This is a genomic window from Cytobacillus oceanisediminis, assembly GCF_004366035.1.
GTDB classification, from domain to species: Bacteria; Bacillota; Bacilli; order Bacillales; family Cytobacillaceae; genus Cytobacillus; species Cytobacillus oceanisediminis_C.
Genome location: NZ_SOEE01000002.1, coordinates 613,579 through 635,540, shown reverse-complemented (window position 1 = coordinate 635,540; position 21,962 = coordinate 613,579). Strand labels below are relative to the sequence as shown.

Sequence of the window (21,962 nt, the reverse complement as noted above, 5' to 3'; positions counted from 1 at the left end):
GGATGAGTTAGATGCAGGTGCAAACCTATGAAACGATTAAACTCGAAAGTTATCCAGATCAGGAAGGGGTTGTGCAAATAACTTTAAATCGGCCCAATTCAATGAATGCCATGAATACAAAAATGGCATTGGAAATAATTGAAGTATTGGATGAATTAAAATATGACGAAAATGTAAGGGTTCTCATTATAACAGGTTCTGGCAAGAAGAGTTTTTGCGTAGGTGCCGATCTTAAAGAACGGAATGGCATGTCAGAGAAAGAATGGAAAAAACAGCATGATAGCTTTGAACAAGTAACTTTGAAAATCCGAGAATTTCCCTATCCGGTAATAGGAGCAGTAAATGGGTATGCATTAGGAGGCGGAATGGAAATTGCTCTAAGCTGCGATATTAGAACTGCAGCTCCGCATGCAGGAATGGGACTTCCAGAATCTAAATTAGGCCTTATTCCGGGTATTGGTGGAACACAGCTTCTCCCCCGTATCATTCCTTTAGGTTTGGCTAAGGAAATGCTTTTCACAGGGAAACGAATTGGCGCTGAAGTAGGAATGCAGCTTGGAATCATCAATCATATTTTCTCAAGCGAAACACTCACAGAAGAAACCGTTAAACTGGCTGAAACTATTGCTGCCAATGCGCCTTTATCTTTAAAGGCTTTAAAGAAAGCTGTCAATAAAGGCGCAGAAACAGATTTAGCAACAGGGCTAGCACTTGAACTGGAGGCCTATTATAGATGTGCAAATTCTGAAGATCGTTTGGAGGGCATCTATGCTTTTAATGAAAAGCGTCCGCCGCAATGGAAAGGGAAGTAATAAATTAATATTTTCAAATAATTGGAGGTAATCGAGATGGGAAATAATACGCATACAATGGAAAATACTGAACATGAAATGATACGGAAAAGTGTGCGAACGTTATGTGAGCGCTTTCCTGAAGAGTATTGGAGAGATACAGATGAGAGAGATGCCTATCCTACAGCATTTGTCAAAGCCTTGACTGAGGAAGGCTGGCTGTCAGTGCTCATTCCTGAAGAATATGGCGGAGCTGGTCTAGGGATGAAGGAAGCAGGCATTATTTTAGAGGAGATAAATCGCTCAGGCGGAAATGCGGGAGCTTGCCATGCTCAAATGTATACAATGGGTGCATTGCTTCGGCACGGAAACGAGGAGCAAAAGCAAAGGTTTCTCCCCAAGATTGCCAGCGGTGAATTAAGGCTTCAGGCTTTTGGCATTACTGAACCAACTGCAGGCAGTGATACAACAAGCATTCAAACTTTTGCTGAGAGAAAGGGAGACAAATATATCGTTCACGGCCAAAAGATTTGGACCTCCCGGGCTGAGCATTCAGACTTAATGATGCTCCTGGCCAGAACGACACCAAAAGACCAGGTGCAAAAGAAAACAGATGGACTTAGCCTTTTTATTCTGGATATGAAGGCACAGGCAGATAAAATTGATATCCGGCCAATTGATACGATGATCAATCATGCTACAACTGAAGTCTTTTTCGAAGGAGCCGAAATTCCTGCTGAAAACCTTATTGGCGAAGAAGGCAAAGGCTTCCGCTATGTGCTTGGAGGAATGAATGCAGAACGCATTTTAATAGCCTCTGAATCGATCGGGGATGGGATGTATTTCGTTGATAAATCGGTTCAATATGCAAATGAGCGTGTGGTATTTAACAGGCCAATCGGGCAAAATCAAGGAGTTCAATTCCCAATTTCAAGGTCGTATATGGATATTCAGGCAGCGAAATTAATGCGTGATAAGGCAGCTGAGATATTTGATGCGGGTATGGATTGCGGTGCAGAAGCAAATATGGCTAAATACCTGGCATCTGAAGCCACCTGGCGTGCAGCAAATGCAGCCATGGACACATATGGGGGATATGGTTTTGCTAAGGAATACAATATTGAACGTAAATTTAGGGAAGCCCGGCTGTTTATCGTAGCTCCTATTACCAACAACCTCGTCGTAAGCTATGTTGGCCAGCATGTTCTAGGGCTGCCGCGTTCATTCTAAAAACAAAAATCCGAGGACCATTATTAAATTTGGTCCTCTCTTCAATAAGGAGGAGGAACCAGGGATGGCAGGACCGTTATCAGGTATTACAATTGTGGATGTTACAACAAATATTTCCGGCCCCAGTTTAACTATGATTCTTGCGGATTTAGGTGCTGAAATCATCAAAATTGAAAGGCCAGTTACTGGAGATGACTCAAGGGGCATGGGACCTTTTTGGGAAGGGGAAGGCGTTTATTTCCTTCATATAAATCGCAATAAAAAATCTGTTGTCATTGACCTTAAGAAGGATGATGGCCGAAAAATCGTTTACGATCTTGTTGAGAAAGCTGATGTGTTTGTGGAGAACTTCCGTTATAAAAAAGCGGAAAAAATGGGACTTGGTTACGAAAAATTAAAAGAAATTAATCCTGCAATTGTTTATTGTTCCTTATCTGCTTATGGCCAGGACGGACCTTTGCGTGAAAGATCCGGGTACGATGCGATCGCCCAGGCTGATTCCGGCATTATCGGGATTAACGGGGCAGAAGGATCAGAGATTGCAAGAGTTCCAGTTTCCGTGCTGGATCAGGGGAGTGCTATGTGGGGAGCCATCGGCATTATTTCTGCCCTTTTTCATAAAGAAAAAACGGGAGAAGGACAGCTGGTAACAACCTCGCTATATGAAACAGGCGTTTTTTGGGTTGGCTACCATATGCTATCCTGGCTTGCTACAGGGAAGGAACCCAAGAAAAATGGTGCTGGCCACACAGCTTTTGCACCATATGGTGCGTTTTATGCAAGCGATGCACCCGTCATGATTGGAATATCCAATAATTCATTATTTAGCCGTTTATGTAAAGTGCTCGGTAAAGCTGAATGGATTACAGACACAAGATATGAGACTAATCCTAAAAGAATTGAAAATAGAGAGAATTTGAGGGTTGCCATTGAAAACATACTGCAATCAAAAACTGCTGATGAATGGGTAAAACTTTTGGCAGAAGCCGGGGTACCGAGCTCAAAGGTAAAAAAGATCTCAGAAGTTGTGGGGGATGAGCAGGCTGAAGCCATCAAGATGTGGGAGAGGGTGGCACATTCGAACATCGAAGGATTTAAGCTTCCGCGGCTTCCATTTGAACTAAGCATGTCACCAGCAGAGATTAAACAAGCTCCGCCAAAGCTGGGAGAAAATTCGAAGGATATCTTGAAAAAGATTGGGTATGATGAAGCAAAGATTGAGGAATTATTAAATGAAAAAATCGTACAAACAATTGAAGATAAAGCACAAACCAGGTAATTGAGAAGTATTGCGGAATGAGAAAAGCAAAGGGATTAGTGGTTCATGGCGAGAAGAAGGTTTCCGGACTATCTAAAGAAAGTTTTGTGAACATAAGCCAACAGGGAAATTTATAATGTAAAACTCCTGGCCAGCCAGGAGTTTTTTTATTGTTCTTTAATATATTTTTGAATTTTCCTATAGGCAGTTGATTGATTTATGCCGAGGACTTTGCCGATTTTATAGGAGCTGTGGTATTTTTTATATGCATTTATAATTAATTGTTCTTCCAATTCTTCCTGTGCTTGCTTTAAAGAGCAAATTTCATTAATCTGGACAGCATATTGCTGTTGGCCGATAGATGAGTTAACAATCTTTTGCGGCAAATCGGTTAACTGAATTTCATCCTTGTCAGCTATAACCACCAATCGCTCCATCAAATTTTCCAATTCTCTAACGTTCCCAGGCCAACTGTAATTAATCAGCTTATTTTCTGCTTCTAAGGTGAGATATGCTGAAGTTCCATATTTTTTATTGGATATTTCTAAAAAGTAATCCATTAAATATGAAATATCCTCTTTTCTTGTTTTTAAAGGGGGAATATAAATAGGGATTACATTTAACCGGTAAAATAAATCTTCTCTGAATGTACCTTCTTCCACCATTTTTTCTAAGTCTTTATTCGTTGCAGCAATGATTCTGGTATCTACTTGTATTGGTCTGGTCCCGCCAACCCTCTGGATTTCATGCTCCTGAATAGCTTTTAATAGTTTTACCTGAAGATTAACCGGCATCTCACCAATTTCATCCAAAAATAATGTGCCTCCATTTGCCTCTTCGAACAATCCTTTTTTTCCTTCTTTATTGGCACCTGTAAAAGCGCCTGGCTCGTACCCAAAAAGTTCTGATTCAATGAGAGGCTCCGGTATTGCCCCGCAATTAACATGAATGAAAGACTGCTTCCTTCTTTTGCTTTTTTTATGTATAAGAGATACGATTACACCTTTTCCAACACCGGATTTTCCTGTAACAAGTACAGTAGAATCCACCTTGGCAATTTTATCTACCATTTTCACAATTTTGCGCATATCTGGTGAAAATGAAATAAATTCTTCTTCCTCTTTGTTCTGAAATTTCCTTAGTTCTTCGAGTTCCTCCTGGAAGCTTTCAAGTAAATGTTCGGTACGCTCAATCTTATTGCGAAGCTGCCTGATTTCTGTCAGATCCCTTGAGGTAAAAATAATGAACTCTATATTTCCTTCAGGATCCAGAGAGGGATTTCCGATGCAGTGAATCGTTTGGCCGGTTCTTGTTCTTTGTATCATGGAAACCCGCTCTTTTCGTTCCTTTACAATAGGAAACAAAGATGGGGAAAACAGCCCTTTTCTCGCCAGTTCTTCCGTGTTTTTTCCTACTATTTCAGCTGCCTTCATCCCATAAAATGCCTCTCCGGCTGGATTCACTCTAAGGACTGTACCAATGCCGTCAGTAACAAAAATTTCATCAAAACAGGTATTAATAATTGTCTCCAATTCATGGTTCAAATTCTTATAATGTGTAAGCTCGCAAATTTCCATAAATTCACCCGCATTTTTTAATAAATTGAGGTAATAAAGGCTGGTAATGAAATAATAGCATACTAAGTAGGCATCAACAATTCTTAATATTTAGAATAGTAAATAATAATGATGATATTAATGCGTAAATGCATTATTATTAATGCACAAAATCATTAAACTCTCAGCTGAAGCTCATGGTTTCTTTATCTAGCAGTAATAGATTTTTGGCATAAAATTTGCAGACTACTTTTTTAAGTAACTTTTATATTATTCATCATAATAAGGAGGTAATCGGAATGGCTACGTATAATAAAGATCAAATCAAGAATCTTTTAGAGCTGGATAAAAAGCATTATTTGCATCCAACATCTTCATTAAGACAGCATCAGGAGAGCGGGCCGAAACGGATTTTTACAGAGGGGAAAGGGGTTTACTTAACCGATGTAAATGGGGGTCGCTATATTGATGCGCTGGCATCACTGTGGAATGTGAATGTAGGTCATGGCAGGAAGGAACTTGGGGAGGCAGCGAGCGAGCAAATGGGCAAGCTTGCTTATAGTTCATCTTTTAACAATTTTTCTCACGAATCGGTTATTCGGCTGTCTGAAAAGCTGGCAAACATTACACCTGGCGATTTGAATGTGTTTTTCTATACTTCTGGAGGATCTGAATCAAATGATACGGCCTTTAAGCTTGTAAGGCATTATTGGAAATTAAAGGGACAGCCGCAGAAAAAGAAGATTATTGGTTTAGAGCGCGCTTATCATGGAATTACCATAGGGGCGACAAGCGCAACGGGAATTCAGCAATTTCAAAATATGACAAACTCACTGGCGCCAGATTTTCTCCATGCTGCAGCCCACAAAACGAATTGTGAATTGGGTGACAAGAACGATCCGGACTTTGCTAGAAGCATTCGGGGTATTATTGAAAATGAAGGCCCCGAAAAGATTGCTGCGGTTATTGTTGAACCGATTCAGGGGGCAGGCGGTGTGATTATCCCGCCGAATGGATATTTAGAAGCTGTGAGGGAGCTTTGTGACCAATACGGCATCTTAATGATAGCTGATGAAGTTATTTGCGGTTTTGGCAGAACAGGAAAAATGTTCGGAGTCGATCATTGGAATGTTATACCTGATGTCATGTGTATGGCGAAGGGTATAACGAGTGGTTATATTCCGCTTGGAGCGGTCGCAATTACTGAACGTTTAAGGGACAGCCTGGCTGAAGTTTCGGATGATGTCTTATTCCATGGATTTACTTATAGTGGTCATCCCGCTGCCTGTGCAGTTGCATTAAAAAATATCGAAATTATTGAAAAAGAAAATTTGCCGGCTCATGCAGGCAAGATGGAAAAAGAACTGAAAAAAGGCTTTGAATACTTGACTGAGAATCATTCGCTGGTGACAAAATCACGGGCAAAGGGTTTGATTGGAGCATTTGAATTGTTTGAGGATAGGGAAAAGGGAATTCCCTTTAAACCTGAGAAAATGGCTGCCCAAAAGCTGGTTGAAGAATGTCTATCCCGAGGATTAATTGTGAGGGCCGTCACCTTTGGAGGAACAAACATAATTGCCCTCTCACCACCGCTTATTATTAATAAAGAGGAAATTGAAAAAGTGATTTCGATCTTCTCGGATGCCATTCAGGAGGTTGAAAAGAGTTTAAAATTACAAAGTGTTTAATAGTTAATATTGATCTGGTGCCTATTCATTAGAGTAGGCACTAGAAAAAGGTGAAAAATCAGAAAATTATTTATATTTAGACTAATAGAGGGCTTGCTTAGACTTTCTTCAACCAAAATTTGAGTGGAGGTAAATGAATGAGTGAAAACAGGTTTATAAAAACACTAGGAAACCGAGATGTACTTACTCTTGCATTTGGGGCAATGATCGGCTGGGGCTGGGTTGTTACTGCAGGCCTATGGATTACAGAAGCTGGCTCATTGGGTGCTATTCTTGCCTTTGTTATTGGAGGCTTGCTTGTTACTTTAGTTGGTCTAACCTATGCAGAATTGGCATCGGCTCTTCCATTGGCTGGAGGGGAACATGTTTATAGTTTTAAAGCCATGGGGAGGGTTGCCAGTTTTATTACAACTTGGGCAATAATTTTAGGGTATGTTTCAGTAGTTGCGTTCGAAGCAGTTGCACTGCCAACGGTTTTTGAATATTTGATTCCTAATTATAGTAAAGGCTACTTATACACAGTGGCAGATTGGGATGTCACGATAACATGGGCAGGGGTAGGTATCATAGGATCTATTTTTATCGCCTGGATAAATTATCGTGGAATTAAATTCTCTACTGCTGCCATGTTCATTTTGACATTATTAATTCTAATCGCTGGTATTTTATTAATAACAGGCAGTTCTATCTCGGGAAACACACAAAATATGCAGCCATTATTTGAAAAAGGAATGGCTGGGATACTAACCGTTGTGATAATGACGCCATTCATGTTTGTTGGGTTTGATGTCATTCCACAGGCAGCAGAAGAAATAAAGCTTCCTCAGAAGCAAATTGGGAAATTATTAATTGTATCTGTTATTATGGCAATTGTTTGGTATATTGCGGTAATTTTTGGTGTTTCGCGTGTACTAAGCCCCTCTGAAATTGCTCAATCCAATCTTGTTACAGCTGACGCAATGGCAAAAGCTTTTGGAGATAGTCAAATGATGGGCAATCTCCTAGTCCTCGGAGGAATAGGCGGAATTCTAACAAGCTGGATTGGATTCTATGTTGGTGGAAGCAGGGCAATCTATGCACTTGCAAGGGCAGGGATGCTTCCGAAATCTTTAGGAGAACTTCACCCAAAATATAATACCCCTCATAAAGCCATTTTATTGATTGCAGTTTTATCATCAGCTGCACCATTGTTAGGAAGGCCCGCCTTAGTCTGGCTGGTTGATGCAGGCGGATTGGGGTTAGTAGTAGCTTGGTTTATGGTAGCACTTTCTTTTGTTATTTTGCGTAAAAAGGCTCCAGATATGTACAGGCCATTCCGTCTTCATGGGGGAACCGCGATTGGTTGGATTGCGGTCTTTATGTCTCTTGGCGTTAGTATTCTATATATGCCAGGAATGCCTTCAGCACTAATCTGGCCTTACGAATGGGTCATTGTATTTGCTTGGATTATCCTCGGCTTTGTTTTTTATAAAACCTCTATGTCAAAATACGGAACAGAATACTCCAACAAACATATGAATGACGAAATAGCCCGAGTCATAACATACGACAACCAAGCCGACATAAAGGAAAAAAGCAGCTAATGGGCCAGGTATCTATACCACTAAAGCAAACTGGTATAGGTACCTGGTACTTTTTTTAGTATAAAAAAAGTACAGCTGTTTCAAAATAAAAACACTTTCAACTATGGAGGTTCCATTATGGGTGAAAAGTGTTTTTATTGCGCTGATGAGATTGAAGGTAAGCAAATGCATTTGATTACATTTGATGTGGCTGATCAAGAAAAAGAAGAGGTTTTATGTAAAGGCTGTTATCATGAATGGCTGCATGGGATTAAAGGTTAGAAAAGAGTATTAGGAGGTTATTATGAAAAAAGTTAATGATACGTTCCGCACTGAAAGCGGGAGTGAGAGTTTTAATAGTGAGCCGTCAGAAGGGACACTTGAAATTAGTTCAACAGGGTATGGGCTGGAGTCTGTTTCGAAAGAAGAAGCCAGCCATCGGAAAAATTCATCCAGCAGTAGAGGAGTATAATTAAAGCGTCTGCTAAATGCAGGCGTTTTTTAAATTTAGGAAAAAAGGTACAAACTGAGCTGCTGTTGTGCAGGAATACCTCTTTTCCGACTTGAATACAATAAGAAAATGGAAACGACTTCCTAAAAGAGAGAAAGGAAGAATACAAGAAAAAGCTGGGGGATAAATGAGTAAGCTAAAATGGGGAATTTTATTATTGTTGATTGGCAGTTTAATAGGATTAGCCGGGTGTTCAGGGAAAGCAGCAGGAGATAAAGAGCCGGAGAAAAAGGCAGCAGAAGAGAAGGCAAAGGAGGACGAAAAGGCCAAAGAGGAGGCAAGGGAAGAGGAGAAGGAAAAAGAGGAGGATAAGAAGGAAGAAGTAAAACCGATTGTGGTTAATGTTATCGATCCGAATACAAAAGCTGTGCTTAAGACCTTCAGCCCTGCTGATATGGGATTTGGAGATGAAAATGAAAAATATAAAGCAGATCTTGCCCAATGGGCAAAAGAAATGGCGCGTGGTACGGATACTAAGCAAGGCTATGACCAAAGGATGACCCTTGATAAAATAGGACCGAATGGGAAGATAATTAAAGGGCAGCCCGAAATCATCCTTGAAGAAAGTGAATTAGTAGATAAGATTATTGCCTCGTCTGTAAGCGGAGGGGATGTGGAACTGCCTCTCTATGTATCCGAAAGTGGTTATGACCCTGCTGATGTACCGTATTTAGGCGAAGTTGTCGTCGCGTCCTATACTACCCATTTCAATAGCGGTGTGGCAGGCAGGACAAAAAATATTGAGCTATCAGCAGAAGCCATCAATAATATCATCCTCGGTGACGGAGATCATTTTTCTTTTAATACAACAGTGGGTCCCAGTGATGAAGCGCATGGATATCAGCCTGCCGAAGAAGCCATTAATGGCAAGCTTGTTATGGGCATTGGAGGCGGTATTTGCCAAACATCCTCCACCCTTTTCAACGCCGTAGATAAAGTCGGGGTCAGCTATGTGGAAAAACACCACCATTCTGTAACGGTGGGATATGTCCCTAAGGGCAGGGATGCAACAGTATCCTATGGCGGCAAAGACTTCAGATTTGAAAACACAACCGGTATCCCTCTTCTAGTGAAAGCTAACTTTGGAAATGGTGTTTTAACGATCGAAATAAGAACTGCAAAAAAGTACGAGGGAATGCTAAAGAAAGCCGTTTAGCTAATGCGGGCGCCTATGCCATTTGACCTATACCATTTGAACTGGTATAGGTGCCTGGCAATTTTTATTTTAAATTGTTGTAAAATTCAATCAAATGAATTATAATAATTTTAACAAACCGCTGACAGCAATAACCATGCTGCACGTACGGCTTGAAATTTTATGAATGAATCATAATACAAGACATTGACTTTTTTCACTTGATCTTCCTTGCCGGAAGACGAGCCATGAATAAGAGTCAGTAAAACGTTCAATGTGTAAGGGCATTGTATGTTTTGCTGACTCTTTTTGTTTTCTTAAATCGTTTGAAAGAGGTGAAAAAGTGAAGGGTGCTTTAGAGGGAATCCGCATAATCGATGTATCAAGGGTGCTTGCCGGTCCTTTTTGCTCCATGATTCTGGGTGATTTAGGAGCAGACGTGATTAAAATCGAACATTATAAAACCGGAGATGAAACGAGAGGCTGGGGCCCGCCTTTTTTAAATGGAGAAAGTGCTTATTATTTATGTGCCAATCGCAATAAGCAGAGCATTTCATTAAACCTAAAAGCTGAAGAGGGGAAAGAAATTTTCAGGAAACTTGTTTCAACAGGTGACGTAGTTGTTCAAAATTTCAAAGCTGGAACGCTGAAAAAAATGGATTTGGGCTACGAAAGTTTGAAAGAGATTAACCCTTCTTTAATTATGGCTTCTATTACTGGATTTGGTTCAACTGGACCATATAAGGACTTGCCAGGATATGACTATATTATTCAGGCGATGAGCGGACTAATGAGCATTACTGGTGAGCCGGATGGGACCCCTATGAAGGTTGGTGTTGCAATTGCGGATGTACTAACTGGCCTGTATACATGCATTGGCATTTTATCTTCTCTCCAGCATCGGAATAAAACAGGGGAAGGTCAGGAAATCGATATTTCCTTAATGGATTGTCAGGTTGCTTCACTAATTAATGTTGCAAGTAATTATTTGTCCAGTGGAATTGTCCCAGAACGTTTAGGGAATCAGCATCCAAATATAGTTCCATATCAGGTATTTTCTGCAAAAGATGGTGAAATGGTTGTAGCAGTAGGGAATGATGAGCAATTCAAGCGATTTTCAGCTGCTTTGGGCAGACAGGATTTATCTGAAATGAAAGAGTTTATCCATAATGAGAACCGCTTGGAGAATAAATCGAAGCTTATTCCAATACTTGAAGAACTGCTCGCAAAAAAAACTAAAAAGGAGTGGAAAGGCATTTTGGATAAAGCGGGGATTCCCAACGGTCCAATCAATACTGTTCAAGACATGTTTGATGATCAGCAGATAAGTTCCAGAGAAATGATAGTAGAAATGGATCATCCTTCTATTGAAACTCTTAGACTTACCGGTTCACCGATCAAGCTCTCTAAATCACCTGTAAAAATGAGGCATCATCCTCCCATGTTTGGTGAGCATACAGAGACTATTTTGGAGCAGCTCGGTTACCATCCCGACCAAATTGACAGGTTTAGAAAAAATCAAATTATATAGGAGGAATTGAAATGATGAACTTCGAATTAACAGATGAACAGCAAAGTGTGAAAAAATTAGTGAAAAGGTTTGTAGACAAGGAAATTATCCCGAATATTCAGGAGTGGGACCGACAAGGTCATTTTGAACCTTCAATACTAAAAAAATTAGCTGAATTGCAATTAATGGGTGTTTGCATACCTGAGGAATATGGCGGTGCAGGGATGGATTACAACACTTTGGCAATTGTTTGTGAAGAGCTGGAGCGTGGAGATACTGCCTACCGTACTGCGGTATCTGTCCATACAGGTTTAAATAGTATGACATTGCTGCAATGGGGAGCAGAGGAGCAAAAACAGAAGTATTTAGTGCCGCAAGCGCAAGGCAAACAGGTAGGAGCATTTGGCTTAACCGAACCTAACGCAGGGTCGGATGTAGCTGCAATGAATTCAACTGCCATTCGGGATGGAGACTCTTATATTCTAAACGGATCAAAAACGTGGATTTCACTCTGTGATGCAGCGGATAATTTCCTCATTTTTGCTAAAACGGAACATGATATTGGGCACAAGGGAATTTCTGCATTTATAGTTGAGCGAAACTTCCCAGGTGTGGAAACGAAGGCAATTAAAGGAAAGCTGGGAATAAGGGCAGGCAACACAGGCGAGGTATTTTTGTCTGATGTAAGAGTGCCTGTATCAAATAGGCTAGGTGAAGAAGGAGAAGGCTTTAAAATTGCCATGTCAGCATTAGATAATGGCCGATTTACTGTAGCAGCAGGGGCAGTTGGCTTAATTGAAGCCAGTCTGGAAGCAAGTCTAAAGTATTGCCATGAACGCAAAACTTTTGGTAAGGAAATTGGCAGGCATCAGCTTGTTCAGCAGATGATTGCAAAAATGAGTGCTAATCTGGAGATTTCCAGATTGCTTGTGTTTAAAGCAGGCTGGCTAAAAAATCAGGGGAAAAGGAATACAAAAGAAACGTCCCTTGCGAAATGGATAGCATGCAATGCAGCCTTCGAAGCTGCCAATGATGCTGTTCAAATCCACGGTGCATATGGCTATTCGGATCAATATCCGGTTGAGCGCTTTTTAAGAAACTCAAAAGCTCCGGTGATTTACGAAGGAACAAGAGAAATTCACACCATTATGCAAGGAGAATATGCTCTGGGATACAGGGAGGATAAGCCGCTTCGAAGGCAGCTGCCAGCTTGGCCTTTTGAAGAAGTATCAGTACATTAAGTAAGGGAATCGGCACACACCCCATAGTGACAAAAGGGAGGAAAAGGATGAACACATATTTTATTGCCGGGCATGCCAAACTTCCGCAGGGAATGGCTGCGAGAAACCTATATGACTCTATTACTATTACATTGGAACTGGACTTTAAATATGGTGTGATAGTTGATTCATCATGTACACTCGCCACTGAGCATGGCCGTGAATATATTCGCCAGCTGCTTAGAGGCTATTGTTTGGGTGAAGGGGTTGAAGAACTAATAGAAAAGGTTCAGCACCATTATCGCGGGAAAGCCGGACAAGCGATTCAAGCAGCTCTTAAAGATGTATATCTCCAATATGAGCTTGCTTTGGCTAAATAAATAGTCAGGAGAATCTCAGATAAAGGCTTTAGAAGTGTTTGGGCTCTTTTAGTTAAAAAAATAAGCAAAAAGCGGAGGGGTTTGTCCACACCTTTTCAGTCCCTCTTAATACAATAATATAGAAGATCTCCTCCCTAAGGATCTTTGGTCTGCATAGTCGCCGCTAATCTGCCAGCCGGATTAGCGGCATTTTCTTTGTTTTTGTGCAAATAATTGCGAAAGGAAGAGAATTTTCTGTAAATATATGAGCCAATAGGAAAAAAGCACCTGACTTACCAGGTGTGTTCATGTTAAATTATAAGTAGAATATCCTATTTTATCCGGAAAAGAGGAAAAGTCATGAAATTATCTGTGGCAAAAAAACTGTTCCTCGGGTTTTTGTCTGTTCTTTTATTATTTGGTCTTGTTGCCGGTTTATCGAATTATGAACTAGGTAACGTTAACAGAAATTATCAAAGCTTACTAGATGAAAATGTCTCTGAGGTGATGCTTGTAAAAACACTGAAGGCAGAGCTTATGAATGAAGCAGGGGGAATCCGAGGCTATCTCCTGACAGGCGACTCTACATATCTCAGTGACTATGAAAGTTCCCGCAAGAGAATGGAACATCATATTAATGAACTGAATAAATTAACCGCCAATAATGAAGAAAAGGAGTTGGCGAAAGAGCTGAAAGTGCTCCATGATCGCTACCAGAGCATTATTGATAAAGAAATTAAGTTTAAGCTGGAAGATAATAATGCATACATGTCATTAGTTGAAACCTCCGATAAACAGGTCAGCCAGGATTTTAACAAAAAAGCGGATGAACTTGTAAAATTTTATGAAACCCAATTAGATGCTGGGATAAATGAAACAGTATCCAGCGTAAAATCTGCTCAGGTCATTACTTTTATCATTACGATTGCAGCCATTCTGGCTGCGATGGCGATCGCATATTTTATAAGCAGAATGATCTCAAGGCCGATAAATCTGGCTGCAGCTACGATAGACAAGGTGGCTGGAGGGGATTTAAGCCAGAGCTCCATTAAAGTAAAAAACAGGGATGAAATAGGAGCGTTTATTTTATCTTTAAATAAGATGGTAAAAGATTTAAGATCTGTTGTCAGCCAGGTAAGAAACACTTCAGAACAAGTTGCATCAAGCAGTGAGGAACTGGCTGCGAGTGCAGAGGAAAGTTCATTGGCTTCTGAACAGGTTGCAGCTATTTCACAAAAAAATGCCCTTGGCACCGAACAGCAGCTTTACCGTTTTAGAGAGGTATCTTCTTCAATGGAGGAGATTGCTTCCGGAATGCAGCAGATTTCTTCAAGCAGCGAGCTGATGCTTGAAGCAGCAGAAAAAACTGATTATTTAACTAAAAAAGGCACTAAATCGGTCGGAAATGTTGTAAGGCAGATGAATGAAATAAATACTTCAGTAGGTGATGCCACACAGTATATTTATACGCTCGAATCCCGATCAAAAGAAATCAGCAATATCATGGAGCTGATTACCACTATCGCCGAGCAGACCAATTTGCTTGCACTCAATGCAGCCATTGAAGCTGCAAGGGCTGGTGAGCATGGCAGGGGATTTTCGGTTGTAGCCGATGAAGTCCGCAAACTGGCAGAGGGTTCCAAACAATCTGCTGTTCAGATCCAGCAAATGATTGGTCTTGTTCAGGAAGAAACAAAGCAGGCCGTTCAGGCAATGGAGAAAGGGAATGAACAGGTGAAAGAGGGCCTTGAAGATACGATGGAAGCAAGTGCGGCTTTTGCCGAAATTGCCCATTCAATGGGCGATGTAACATATAAAGTCGAGGAAGTTTCATCCTCAGTTGAGGAACTGACGGCCTTAACCAGCCAGATCATTGATGTCATGACAAATGTGCAGGATATTTCAGAAAAAAATGCAGCAGCTTCACAGGAAACTTCTGCAGCAACAGAGGAACAGCTTGCCACAATGGAAGAAGTATCATCATCAGCCGGGTCACTTGCAAAGCTTGCTGAAGAATTGCAGGAAGTTGTGTCGAGATTTAAATTATAAAAGGGACTCAGCCTGAGTCCCTTTTACTTTACACTATAAGATTTTAATGGTTAATGGATACAGATATGGAATAAACGGCTCCTCAATTTCTTTCCAATCCTTAATTTTAATCAAAGGAAGCTCTGTTCCATTATAGACTGCCTTGTCTATTACTCCGCTAACCTTGACCCACATATTATCATAGAGTTTCGGAGCTTCCTCCATTTCTGAAAGAAAGCCAATCATACTTGCATCTGCTACACAATGCGTAATCAAAAACCTGGAAATGACAAGCTGATTGGAAGCAAGTCCTTCTTCTTTATATATAAATCCCTGAAATTCAATTTCCCTGCCAATGAATTTATCAATATCCTTACCGATTTCCTCATAATACAAGCTAAAAACTTTATCATCCATCTTAATAGCAGGAGACGAATACAGGTCCTTTTTTAATTGCTCAAATTCTTCATTGGATATTTCCTCTACTTCTTCATTTACAGATAGGTCATGCTCCAGCTCCTCGGCTTCTTCCAGCTCTTCTTCAAAAGAATAGTCTTCAAGGTCAAAGTCTGATTGCTCAGAACCTGCCGATGTATTCACCTCTTTTTTTTGATTACCAAGTATGGCCAGCCCGCCTTTTTTTTCAGCAATTGAAGCATCAAGAGTCTTTGCAGGCAATAAGAATCCTGTTAATAGCGGAAATAATATAATGGAATAGGACAGCAGCTTTTTACCTGTAAACGGTGTATCACCATGGTCATGATGATGAGAACAGTTATGATCGTCATGGTGGCAGCAATCCTCGCCGTGATGATGTTCGTGATCCACTTCTTCTTTTGTGGAAGTCCAAATCCTGGTAATCTGAATAAAAAATAAAAATAAAAACAGTATGGAAGCGGATTGACTTAAGCGGACATACTTCGGATTAATATATTTGGTTATGTCACCTGTATAATGAAGCTGAAAAATCAGTCCGCAAAAAGCCAATAGAATAAGCGCCCTTAATGCCTGCTGAAAATGGATTTTCATAGCAATCCTCCTAAATGAAATTCTGTACAAGAAGCAGCGTGAAAAAGACAACGGAAGCAGTCAGCGCTAATACCCCAAGAACAAACTTCATCCGAAACACACTAAGCATCATGATGGTATTTTTAAAATCGATCATGGGACCAAAGATGAGGAATCCGAGTACGGAAGACTTAGGAAATATGCTGCTGAATGAGGCACCAATAAAAGCGTCGGCCTCTGAGCATAGTGACAAAATATAAGCAAAGCCCATCATGATCAGCAAAGATACTACCGGATTATCAGCATTTTGCAAAAATGTTTTTGCCGGCATATAGACTTGTACAATGGAAGCTAATAAAGCACCAATTATTAAATATTTGGCCATGTCAAAAAATTCATCGATTGAATGAGTCAGCATCGACCAAATCCGATCCAGGAAAGAACGATTGTTTTCACTGCTGTGGGGTAAATGGAGAGTTTTCTTCAATTGCCCGGACTTAAAGAAGATGCTCACACTAAAGGCAACTATAATGGCAATTAGAAATCCCAGTCCCATTCGTAAGCCCGCTATTTCAAAATCGTTTCCAAAAGCCATGTATGTAGAAGCAATGACGATGGGATTAATCAAGGGCCCAGTCAGCATAAAACCAATCGCTGCATATACTGGAACACCCTTGGACATAAGACGGCGTATGATAGGGACAATTCCGCATTCACACGCTGGAAAAAGGGCGCCCGCCACACAGCTCATTACAACAGCAGCTGTTCTATTTTTCGGAATCCACCTTTTTATATGATCTTCTGTAATGAAAATTTGGATAAACCCTGCAATCAGCACACCTATCAGGACAAATGGCAATGCTTCTATCAGGATGCTGATAAAGATAACATTCAAATTTAACAGAGAAGGGGGAATATCAAAAGATACTCCTAAGCCAGAGCTGAAAGATATTAAATATACCAGAATGGCTATCAAAATTATGCCCGTTATATCAATAATATGGCTGCGAAAAACTCGATTCATAGTATCCTCCTGCGTTTTAAAATCGTAATGATTTCGTTTTATACTCTATATTAATTTTATGATATTGTAAATGGGATTATGAGCATTTTGAAAGGATAGGAGAATTGGAGGATAAAAAAATATAATGTTTATCCTTGCAATCGATAGAAAATTTTAATATGATTTAAAACGTAACGATTACGATTTGATAAAAACCCGCCAATATTTTCGAGCCAGCACTATATCTAATCGGATTAGTGGGGACTAATCTGCTGTAAATCGGAATGAGTACTATTTATATTGAAAAGGAGAAAATCATGACACAGAAGATACCCGTCACCGTACTGAGCGGCTATTTAGGAGCAGGAAAGACCACTCTGCTCAACCACATTTTACATAATCGCAGCAATCAGAAAATTGCAGTGATTGTAAATGATATGAGTGAAATCAATATAGACGCATCCATGGTAAAAAAAGGCGGTTTTTCCAGGGCCGATGAAAAACTGGTAGAGCTTCAAAACGGCTGCATCTGCTGTACTCTGAGAGAAGACTTAATGATAGAAGTCGAAAGGCTGGTTAAAGATGGGGATATTGATTATATCCTGATTGAATCCTCAGGAATATCAGAACCTATTCCGGTTGCCCAGACTTTTACTTATATCGATGAAAGTTTGGGAATTAATCTTTCAAGAAGGTGCAGGCTTGACACCATGGTTACAGTTGTAGATGCAAATCGTTTTTGGCATGACTTTGCATCCGGAGAAACTCTTCTGGACCGCAAACAGGGCACAGATGAAAGTGACGTCAGGGAAGTTGTTGACCTATTAATTGACCAAATAGAATTTGCGAATGTCCTGGTGCTGAACAAAATGGATTTGGTTGATCCGGAAAGGGCTGATGAACTTAAGGCTGTATTAGAAAAGTTAAATCCTGAAGCGAAAATTATTAAAGCCGTAAATTCAGGGATTGAACCGGAAGAGATCCTTAATACTAGCCTTTTTGATTTTGAAACGGCGAGCCAGGGAGCAGGCTGGATTAAGGAGCTTAATGAGGAACATACGCCGGAAACTGAAGAATATGGAATTTCATCCTTTGTATATAGAAGGAAAAGGCCGTTCCATCCAGAAAGATTCATGCAATGGCTAGAGGATTTCCCTGCAGATATTGTGAGAGCCAAAGGCTTTTTCTGGCTGGCTTCCCGAAATGACATGGCTGGGCTCCTGTCTCAGGCAGGGTCATCCATAACACTGCAAGGTGCTGGGGAATGGATAGCAGCTCTTCCAGAAGTGGAAATAAACGAAATGTTAAAAAATGAATCAGAACTGCTTGATAAATGGGATAAGGAATTTGGAGACAGAATGACAGAGCTTGTTTTCATTGGCATGGATATGAAACAAGAAGAAATTGCATTAAGTCTGGATAGGTGTTTACTAACCGACAAAGAAATGAGTTCAGACTGGAGCATGCTGGCTGACAGGCTGCCAGCTTTTAATTCTGCTATAATGGAGGAAATCATATGAGAGTGAAAATTACTTTGGCATGCACTGAAACAGGGGATCGCAACTATATTACAACTAAAAATAAAAGAAATAATCCTGATAGAATTGAATTAATGAAATACTCTCCAAAGCTAAAAAAACACACCCTGCACAGGGAAACAAAATAACGTAATCGTTCTCTTTTAATGTCTGGATGAATGCTGACGTAAACTAACAGAGCAATCTGAAAAATTTTGTTGCTTTTTCCCGTTCTTGCAGATATGCTCAAATTAGGAGATATACGGAAGGGGAATTGAGATTCTATAATGTGGCAGAACTTGTAATCATTTTAAGCTAAAATAGGGCAGCTTTCTCATTATGTTGCAAAGGCCTCTCTATTTTTAAAAATGATGAAAACGAGGAATGCCTTGCTGTGGAATCTCAAACCATAAGCTGGCAGATACCTTGTTGTGTATCTGCTTTTTTATTGGAATCTTTATCTCCTGGCTAGTCGCAGCAGGCCCAAATTGGAGGGAAAGCTGAATGAATCAACAGAATAAGACCGTTATTGTTACAGGTGTCAGCAGCCATAAAGGCATAGGTGCTGCTATTTGCCGAAAGCTGGCTATCCGAAATTTTAACATATTCTTTACTTATTGGGATGCCGAGCCCCATTGGGAAAAAGTATTCAGCAAGGAGATATCGGAAATCGGGGTTGCATGCAAAGGTCTTGAAGAAGACTTATCAGATGTTCAATCAGCAGAAAAGGTGCTTGAATCTGCTGCTTTGACAGTTGGAAAGCCGATGATACTTGTTAATAATGCAGCTCATTCAACAAGAGATGGATATCTGGAACTTAATGCAAAAACACTGGACGCACACTATGCGGTTAATATGAGAGCCGTATTTCTTCTATGCACAGAATTCGCCAAAAGATTTCCGGATTGGAATTTGCCTTACGGACGAATCATTAATATGACTTCCGGACAAGAACTGGGGCCAATGCCCGGTGAATTGGCCTATGCTTCTACTAAAGCAGCCATCACGGCATTTACCAGATCTCTGTCAGCAGAAATTGCTCATTTAGGAATAACCGTCAATGCGATTAACCCTGGTCCCACTGATTCTACATGGATGGATGAAAGCATTAGAAGTCACCTTTTGCCTAAATTTCCAGCCGGCAGAATCGGCCAGCCTGAAGACTCAGCCAATCTTGCAGCATTTCTGGCAAGTGAAGAGTCAAAGTGGATAACAGGACAGGTGATTCATTCCGAGGGAGGGTTCATTCGCGGTTAACCTAAGAGCAAGTGACATTTATTTAACAAATCTCAGCTATTTATATCATTTTCGATACAAAATACCCAAAAGGGTTTATTGATCTCCTCCAAATGTGTATAAATAGAAGTTATAGAGGGGAGAGACCTATGTTAAATTTATTAAATGACCCTGATTTTGTGCAAAAGTGTGAAACTTCTTCCCCGCTTGAGATGGTTGAATACTTAACAGGCGGTAATATTAGAGGATTGGAAAAAATAACTTTGGGCACGCTTGCAAACAGAAAACAGCTGCCGGCAAATGTCGTAAATGTCCTGATCGTTTATTTTTTTAGCACGTTTGCCAATAAAGTATATGACCGAAATGATCTTGCCAGGCTTTATGATTACTGGGCATCGAATCATGTATACAGTTTTGCAAAAGCACAGGAAATGACTGGAGAAGATATTGTAAATGTCCTGGCGGGCTTAAAATAATAGAGTAAATAAAAGGTTCATCCCAATTGGGATGAACCTTTTTTGATATCACCTATTTCTTTTATTGCTGTATGCACCTTCTATAGTCTGTTTCATCATTTGATGCCCGAGCACCGCAACGCCTGCTGCAACGATTCCGTTAAGGAGCCCTTCAAAAGAAAAGCCAAATGCAAGGCTGCCTGCGGAAACAGAAATAATTACAAGAATCCATAAGATTGACCAATCAGGAATTTTTGGTGTTTGTTTTAATGCATACCCAATTACCCATAGGGCCGGGACCAGCATGTAATAATTCTGGTTTAAAAAATCCAGTAAGTTCAATCCACTCACCTCCTGATCCTGTTTTCTATATTTTATGAATGCATCATATAATTTGTTTGTCTGCTTGTCTCTAAAATGGTATATATTAACATAATAGATTTACACATATTGGAAGCTAAAGAAGGCGAAATAGTTTGAAAATTACTCCTGTAAACGGGTGGTATAGTTGACATTCCTTCCTATAAGTGCTAAATTTGAATCAGCCGTTATGCATCGTGTTATATTTTGCTAGCTGCTTTTTCAACCGTTAGGCAATGGTCTGGATGAGTAATGAATGTAAAGTTATAAGCGTGTATATGGTGAATTTACACATGGCTTTTTCTAGCCAATAGGAGGATTTTTTTCATGAAAAACGGTAAAGTAAAATGGTTCAATGCTGAAAAAGGTTTCGGATTCATCGAAGGTGAAGACGGAAACGACGTATTCGTACATTACTCTGCTATCCAATCTGAAGGTTTCAAATCTTTAGAAGAAGGCCAAGAAGTATCTTTCGAAGTTGTTGAAGGTGCACGCGGACCTCAAGCAGCTAACGTAACTAAACTATAATCGACAGACCCATACAAAAACAGCCTGGCCACATGGTCAGGCTGTTTTATTTATTACCGATTGTATATAAGTACCTGCTATGCCATAACCTATGAGAAAAAGGGAGGTGGCTATAGGATGAACTTTATATGGGAATCAGTCCTTTTAATTTTTTCAGGGGTGCTGCTTTTGCGTGTGGCCGGAAGAAAATCCATCTCACAAATGACACTAGCCCAAACAGTTGTGATGATTTCAATAGGTACCATCATTATTCAGCCGATCGTTGAGACTAGTGTTTGGAAAACGATTGCTGCAGCAGCTATCTTAGTTGGATCATTAATATTAATGGAATATCTTCAGGTTAAGTTTAATTTTATTGAAAAATTTATAACGGGCAAATCTAAAATTGTGATTGAGAATGGAAAACTAAAAACAGCAAATATGAGGAAATTGCGCTTTACAGCTGATCAGCTGGAAATGAGGCTCAGAACCAGCGGAATCACAAAAATTTCAGATGTCAAAATGGCCACTCTTGAACCGAATGGACAGCTTGGGTATGAGTTAATGAATGATGCCAAGCCTTTGACTGTTGGAGAATTTAAAAGGCTGATGGGAGAAATGATTTTGCAGTCGCCTGTTCAGCTTGCACCTCAAGCATCAGAGGATATCTTTCAGGAGCTGAAAAAGGGCCATACCCCGCCAAATCCCAAAGATCTGCACTAGTTTTAAGCCGCATTGCGGCTTTTTTTAACCCCAATCTCTATTTTCACTCTTTAAAGTATTATTCAGATTCTTAGTCCATAACAAAAAAGTGCTTGAAGTTTCGCGAGTTTCCTGTATAATTTTCAAACGTGAGTTATTTCAGAATAATTTCATATGAATCGCTTATCAAGAGAGACTGAGGGACTGGCCCTAAGATGTCTCGGCAGCGGGCTCTATAGAGCGCTGTGCCAAATCCAGCAAGCAGAGGTGCTTGGCAGATAAGAAGAGAACGATTGATTTGTTAGATCTCTTCTTGCTTGAAGAGG

The 21,962-nt window shown here is 40.2% G+C and carries 22 protein-coding genes and 1 riboswitch; of the genes, 18 read left to right on the top strand and 4 right to left on the bottom strand.

Annotated features, from left to right (window positions below):
* The first annotated feature begins 11 nt into the window (after nucleotides 1-11).
* The 3 genes from DFO72_RS07445 to DFO72_RS07435 all read left to right on the top strand — a co-directional run bounded on the left by DFO72_RS07445 (nucleotide 12) and on the right by DFO72_RS07435 (nucleotide 3,300).
* Nucleotides 12-812, top strand: coding sequence for an enoyl-CoA hydratase/isomerase family protein (locus DFO72_RS07445; RefSeq protein WP_113883935.1), 801 nt, complete (start codon nucleotides 12-14; stop codon nucleotides 810-812).
* Nucleotides 813-848: 36 nt separating this feature from the next.
* A complete protein-coding gene (locus DFO72_RS07440) occupies nucleotides 849-2,021 on the top strand; it encodes an acyl-CoA dehydrogenase family protein (RefSeq protein WP_113883934.1) in 1,173 nt (390 codons plus the stop codon).
* Between the two features lie 64 nt (nucleotides 2,022-2,085).
* On the top strand, nucleotides 2,086-3,300 hold the full coding sequence (locus DFO72_RS07435; protein ID WP_113883933.1) for a CaiB/BaiF CoA transferase family protein: 1,215 nt from the start codon (nucleotides 2,086-2,088) through the stop codon (nucleotides 3,298-3,300).
* 146 nt (nucleotides 3,301-3,446) lie between these two features.
* On the opposite strand, the gene DFO72_RS07430 is transcribed toward DFO72_RS07435, so the two are convergent.
* Nucleotides 3,447-4,856, bottom strand: coding sequence for a sigma-54 interaction domain-containing protein (locus tag DFO72_RS07430; RefSeq protein WP_113883932.1), 1,410 nt, complete (start codon nucleotides 4,854-4,856; stop codon nucleotides 3,447-3,449).
* Between the two features lie 278 nt (nucleotides 4,857-5,134).
* Here DFO72_RS07430 and DFO72_RS07425 point away from each other — a divergent pair, with 278 nt between their 5' ends.
* The 9 genes from DFO72_RS07425 (at nucleotide 5,135) to DFO72_RS07395 (ending at nucleotide 14,869) form a co-directional block, all read left to right on the top strand.
* Complete coding sequence (locus tag DFO72_RS07425; protein ID WP_113883931.1) at nucleotides 5,135-6,523, top strand: aspartate aminotransferase family protein; 1,389 nt, start codon at nucleotides 5,135-5,137, stop codon at nucleotides 6,521-6,523.
* A 137-nt stretch (nucleotides 6,524-6,660) separates the two neighbouring features.
* Nucleotides 6,661-8,106, top strand: coding sequence for an APC family permease (locus DFO72_RS07420; protein ID WP_113883930.1), 1,446 nt, complete (start codon nucleotides 6,661-6,663; stop codon nucleotides 8,104-8,106).
* Nucleotides 8,107-8,223: 117 nt separating this feature from the next.
* Nucleotides 8,224-8,367, top strand: a complete 144-nt coding sequence (locus tag DFO72_RS29355) for a hypothetical protein (RefSeq protein ID WP_166672435.1) — start codon at nucleotides 8,224-8,226, stop codon at nucleotides 8,365-8,367.
* Between the two features lie 22 nt (nucleotides 8,368-8,389).
* Entirely contained in the window at nucleotides 8,390-8,557 is a 168-nt protein-coding gene (locus DFO72_RS29350) for a hypothetical protein (RefSeq protein ID WP_166672434.1), read from the top strand.
* Nucleotides 8,558-8,723: 166 nt separating this feature from the next.
* The gene (locus tag DFO72_RS07415; RefSeq protein WP_113883929.1) at nucleotides 8,724-9,752 is read left to right on the top strand and encodes a VanW family protein; all 1,029 of its coding nucleotides are present in this window, start codon (nucleotides 8,724-8,726) and stop codon (nucleotides 9,750-9,752) included.
* A 322-nt stretch (nucleotides 9,753-10,074) separates the two neighbouring features.
* Entirely contained in the window at nucleotides 10,075-11,262 is a 1,188-nt protein-coding gene (locus DFO72_RS07410) for a CaiB/BaiF CoA transferase family protein (RefSeq protein WP_113883928.1), read from the top strand.
* A 14-nt stretch (nucleotides 11,263-11,276) separates the two neighbouring features.
* Complete coding sequence (locus DFO72_RS07405; protein ID WP_113884094.1) at nucleotides 11,277-12,482, top strand: acyl-CoA dehydrogenase family protein; 1,206 nt, start codon at nucleotides 11,277-11,279, stop codon at nucleotides 12,480-12,482.
* Nucleotides 12,483-12,529: 47 nt separating this feature from the next.
* Complete coding sequence (locus DFO72_RS07400; protein WP_113883927.1) at nucleotides 12,530-12,841, top strand: DUF3870 domain-containing protein; 312 nt, start codon at nucleotides 12,530-12,532, stop codon at nucleotides 12,839-12,841.
* 339 nt (nucleotides 12,842-13,180) lie between these two features.
* Nucleotides 13,181-14,869, top strand: coding sequence for a methyl-accepting chemotaxis protein (locus DFO72_RS07395; RefSeq protein WP_113883926.1), 1,689 nt, complete (start codon nucleotides 13,181-13,183; stop codon nucleotides 14,867-14,869).
* 33 nt (nucleotides 14,870-14,902) lie between these two features.
* Here DFO72_RS07395 and DFO72_RS07390 read toward each other — a convergent pair whose 3' ends face one another.
* Complete coding sequence (locus DFO72_RS07390; RefSeq protein ID WP_113883925.1) at nucleotides 14,903-15,877, bottom strand: TIGR03943 family putative permease subunit; 975 nt, start codon at nucleotides 15,875-15,877, stop codon at nucleotides 14,903-14,905.
* 10 nt (nucleotides 15,878-15,887) lie between these two features.
* Nucleotides 15,888-16,880 carry a permease gene (locus tag DFO72_RS07385; protein WP_113883924.1) on the bottom strand — a complete coding sequence of 331 codons (993 nt, stop codon included), beginning with the start codon at nucleotides 16,878-16,880 and terminating at the stop codon, nucleotides 15,888-15,890.
* 296 nt (nucleotides 16,881-17,176) lie between these two features.
* Here DFO72_RS07385 and DFO72_RS07380 point away from each other — a divergent pair, with 296 nt between their 5' ends.
* From DFO72_RS07380 to DFO72_RS07365, 4 genes are all read left to right on the top strand, one after another.
* On the top strand, nucleotides 17,177-18,379 hold the full coding sequence (locus DFO72_RS07380) for a GTP-binding protein (RefSeq protein ID WP_113883923.1): 1,203 nt from the start codon (nucleotides 17,177-17,179) through the stop codon (nucleotides 18,377-18,379).
* Entirely contained in the window at nucleotides 18,376-18,525 is a 150-nt protein-coding gene (gene rpmG, locus DFO72_RS07375; RefSeq protein WP_113883922.1) for a 50S ribosomal protein L33, read from the top strand. Before DFO72_RS07380 ends, rpmG begins: the two co-directional genes overlap by 4 nt.
* Before the next feature lie 355 nt (nucleotides 18,526-18,880).
* The gene (locus DFO72_RS07370; RefSeq protein WP_113883921.1) at nucleotides 18,881-19,633 is read left to right on the top strand and encodes an SDR family oxidoreductase; all 753 of its coding nucleotides are present in this window, start codon (nucleotides 18,881-18,883) and stop codon (nucleotides 19,631-19,633) included.
* A 128-nt stretch (nucleotides 19,634-19,761) separates the two neighbouring features.
* Nucleotides 19,762-20,088: a hypothetical protein gene (locus DFO72_RS07365; RefSeq protein WP_113883920.1), complete on the top strand. Its 327-nt coding sequence runs from the start codon at nucleotides 19,762-19,764 to the stop codon at nucleotides 20,086-20,088.
* A gap of 48 nt (nucleotides 20,089-20,136) precedes the next feature.
* Here DFO72_RS07365 and DFO72_RS07360 read toward each other — a convergent pair whose 3' ends face one another.
* On the bottom strand, nucleotides 20,137-20,418 hold the full coding sequence (locus tag DFO72_RS07360) for a phage holin family protein (protein WP_243856087.1): 282 nt from the start codon (nucleotides 20,416-20,418) through the stop codon (nucleotides 20,137-20,139).
* 336 nt (nucleotides 20,419-20,754) lie between these two features.
* Here DFO72_RS07360 and DFO72_RS07355 point away from each other — a divergent pair, with 336 nt between their 5' ends.
* Entirely contained in the window at nucleotides 20,755-20,955 is a 201-nt protein-coding gene (locus DFO72_RS07355; protein ID WP_009334826.1) for a cold-shock protein, read from the top strand.
* Nucleotides 20,956-21,072: 117 nt separating this feature from the next.
* A complete protein-coding gene (locus tag DFO72_RS07350) occupies nucleotides 21,073-21,657 on the top strand; it encodes a DUF421 domain-containing protein (protein WP_113883918.1) in 585 nt (194 codons plus the stop codon).
* Nucleotides 21,658-21,816: 159 nt separating this feature from the next.
* Nucleotides 21,817-21,921, top strand: a riboswitch (SAM riboswitch).
* The last annotated feature ends 41 nt before the right edge of the window (nucleotides 21,922-21,962 follow it).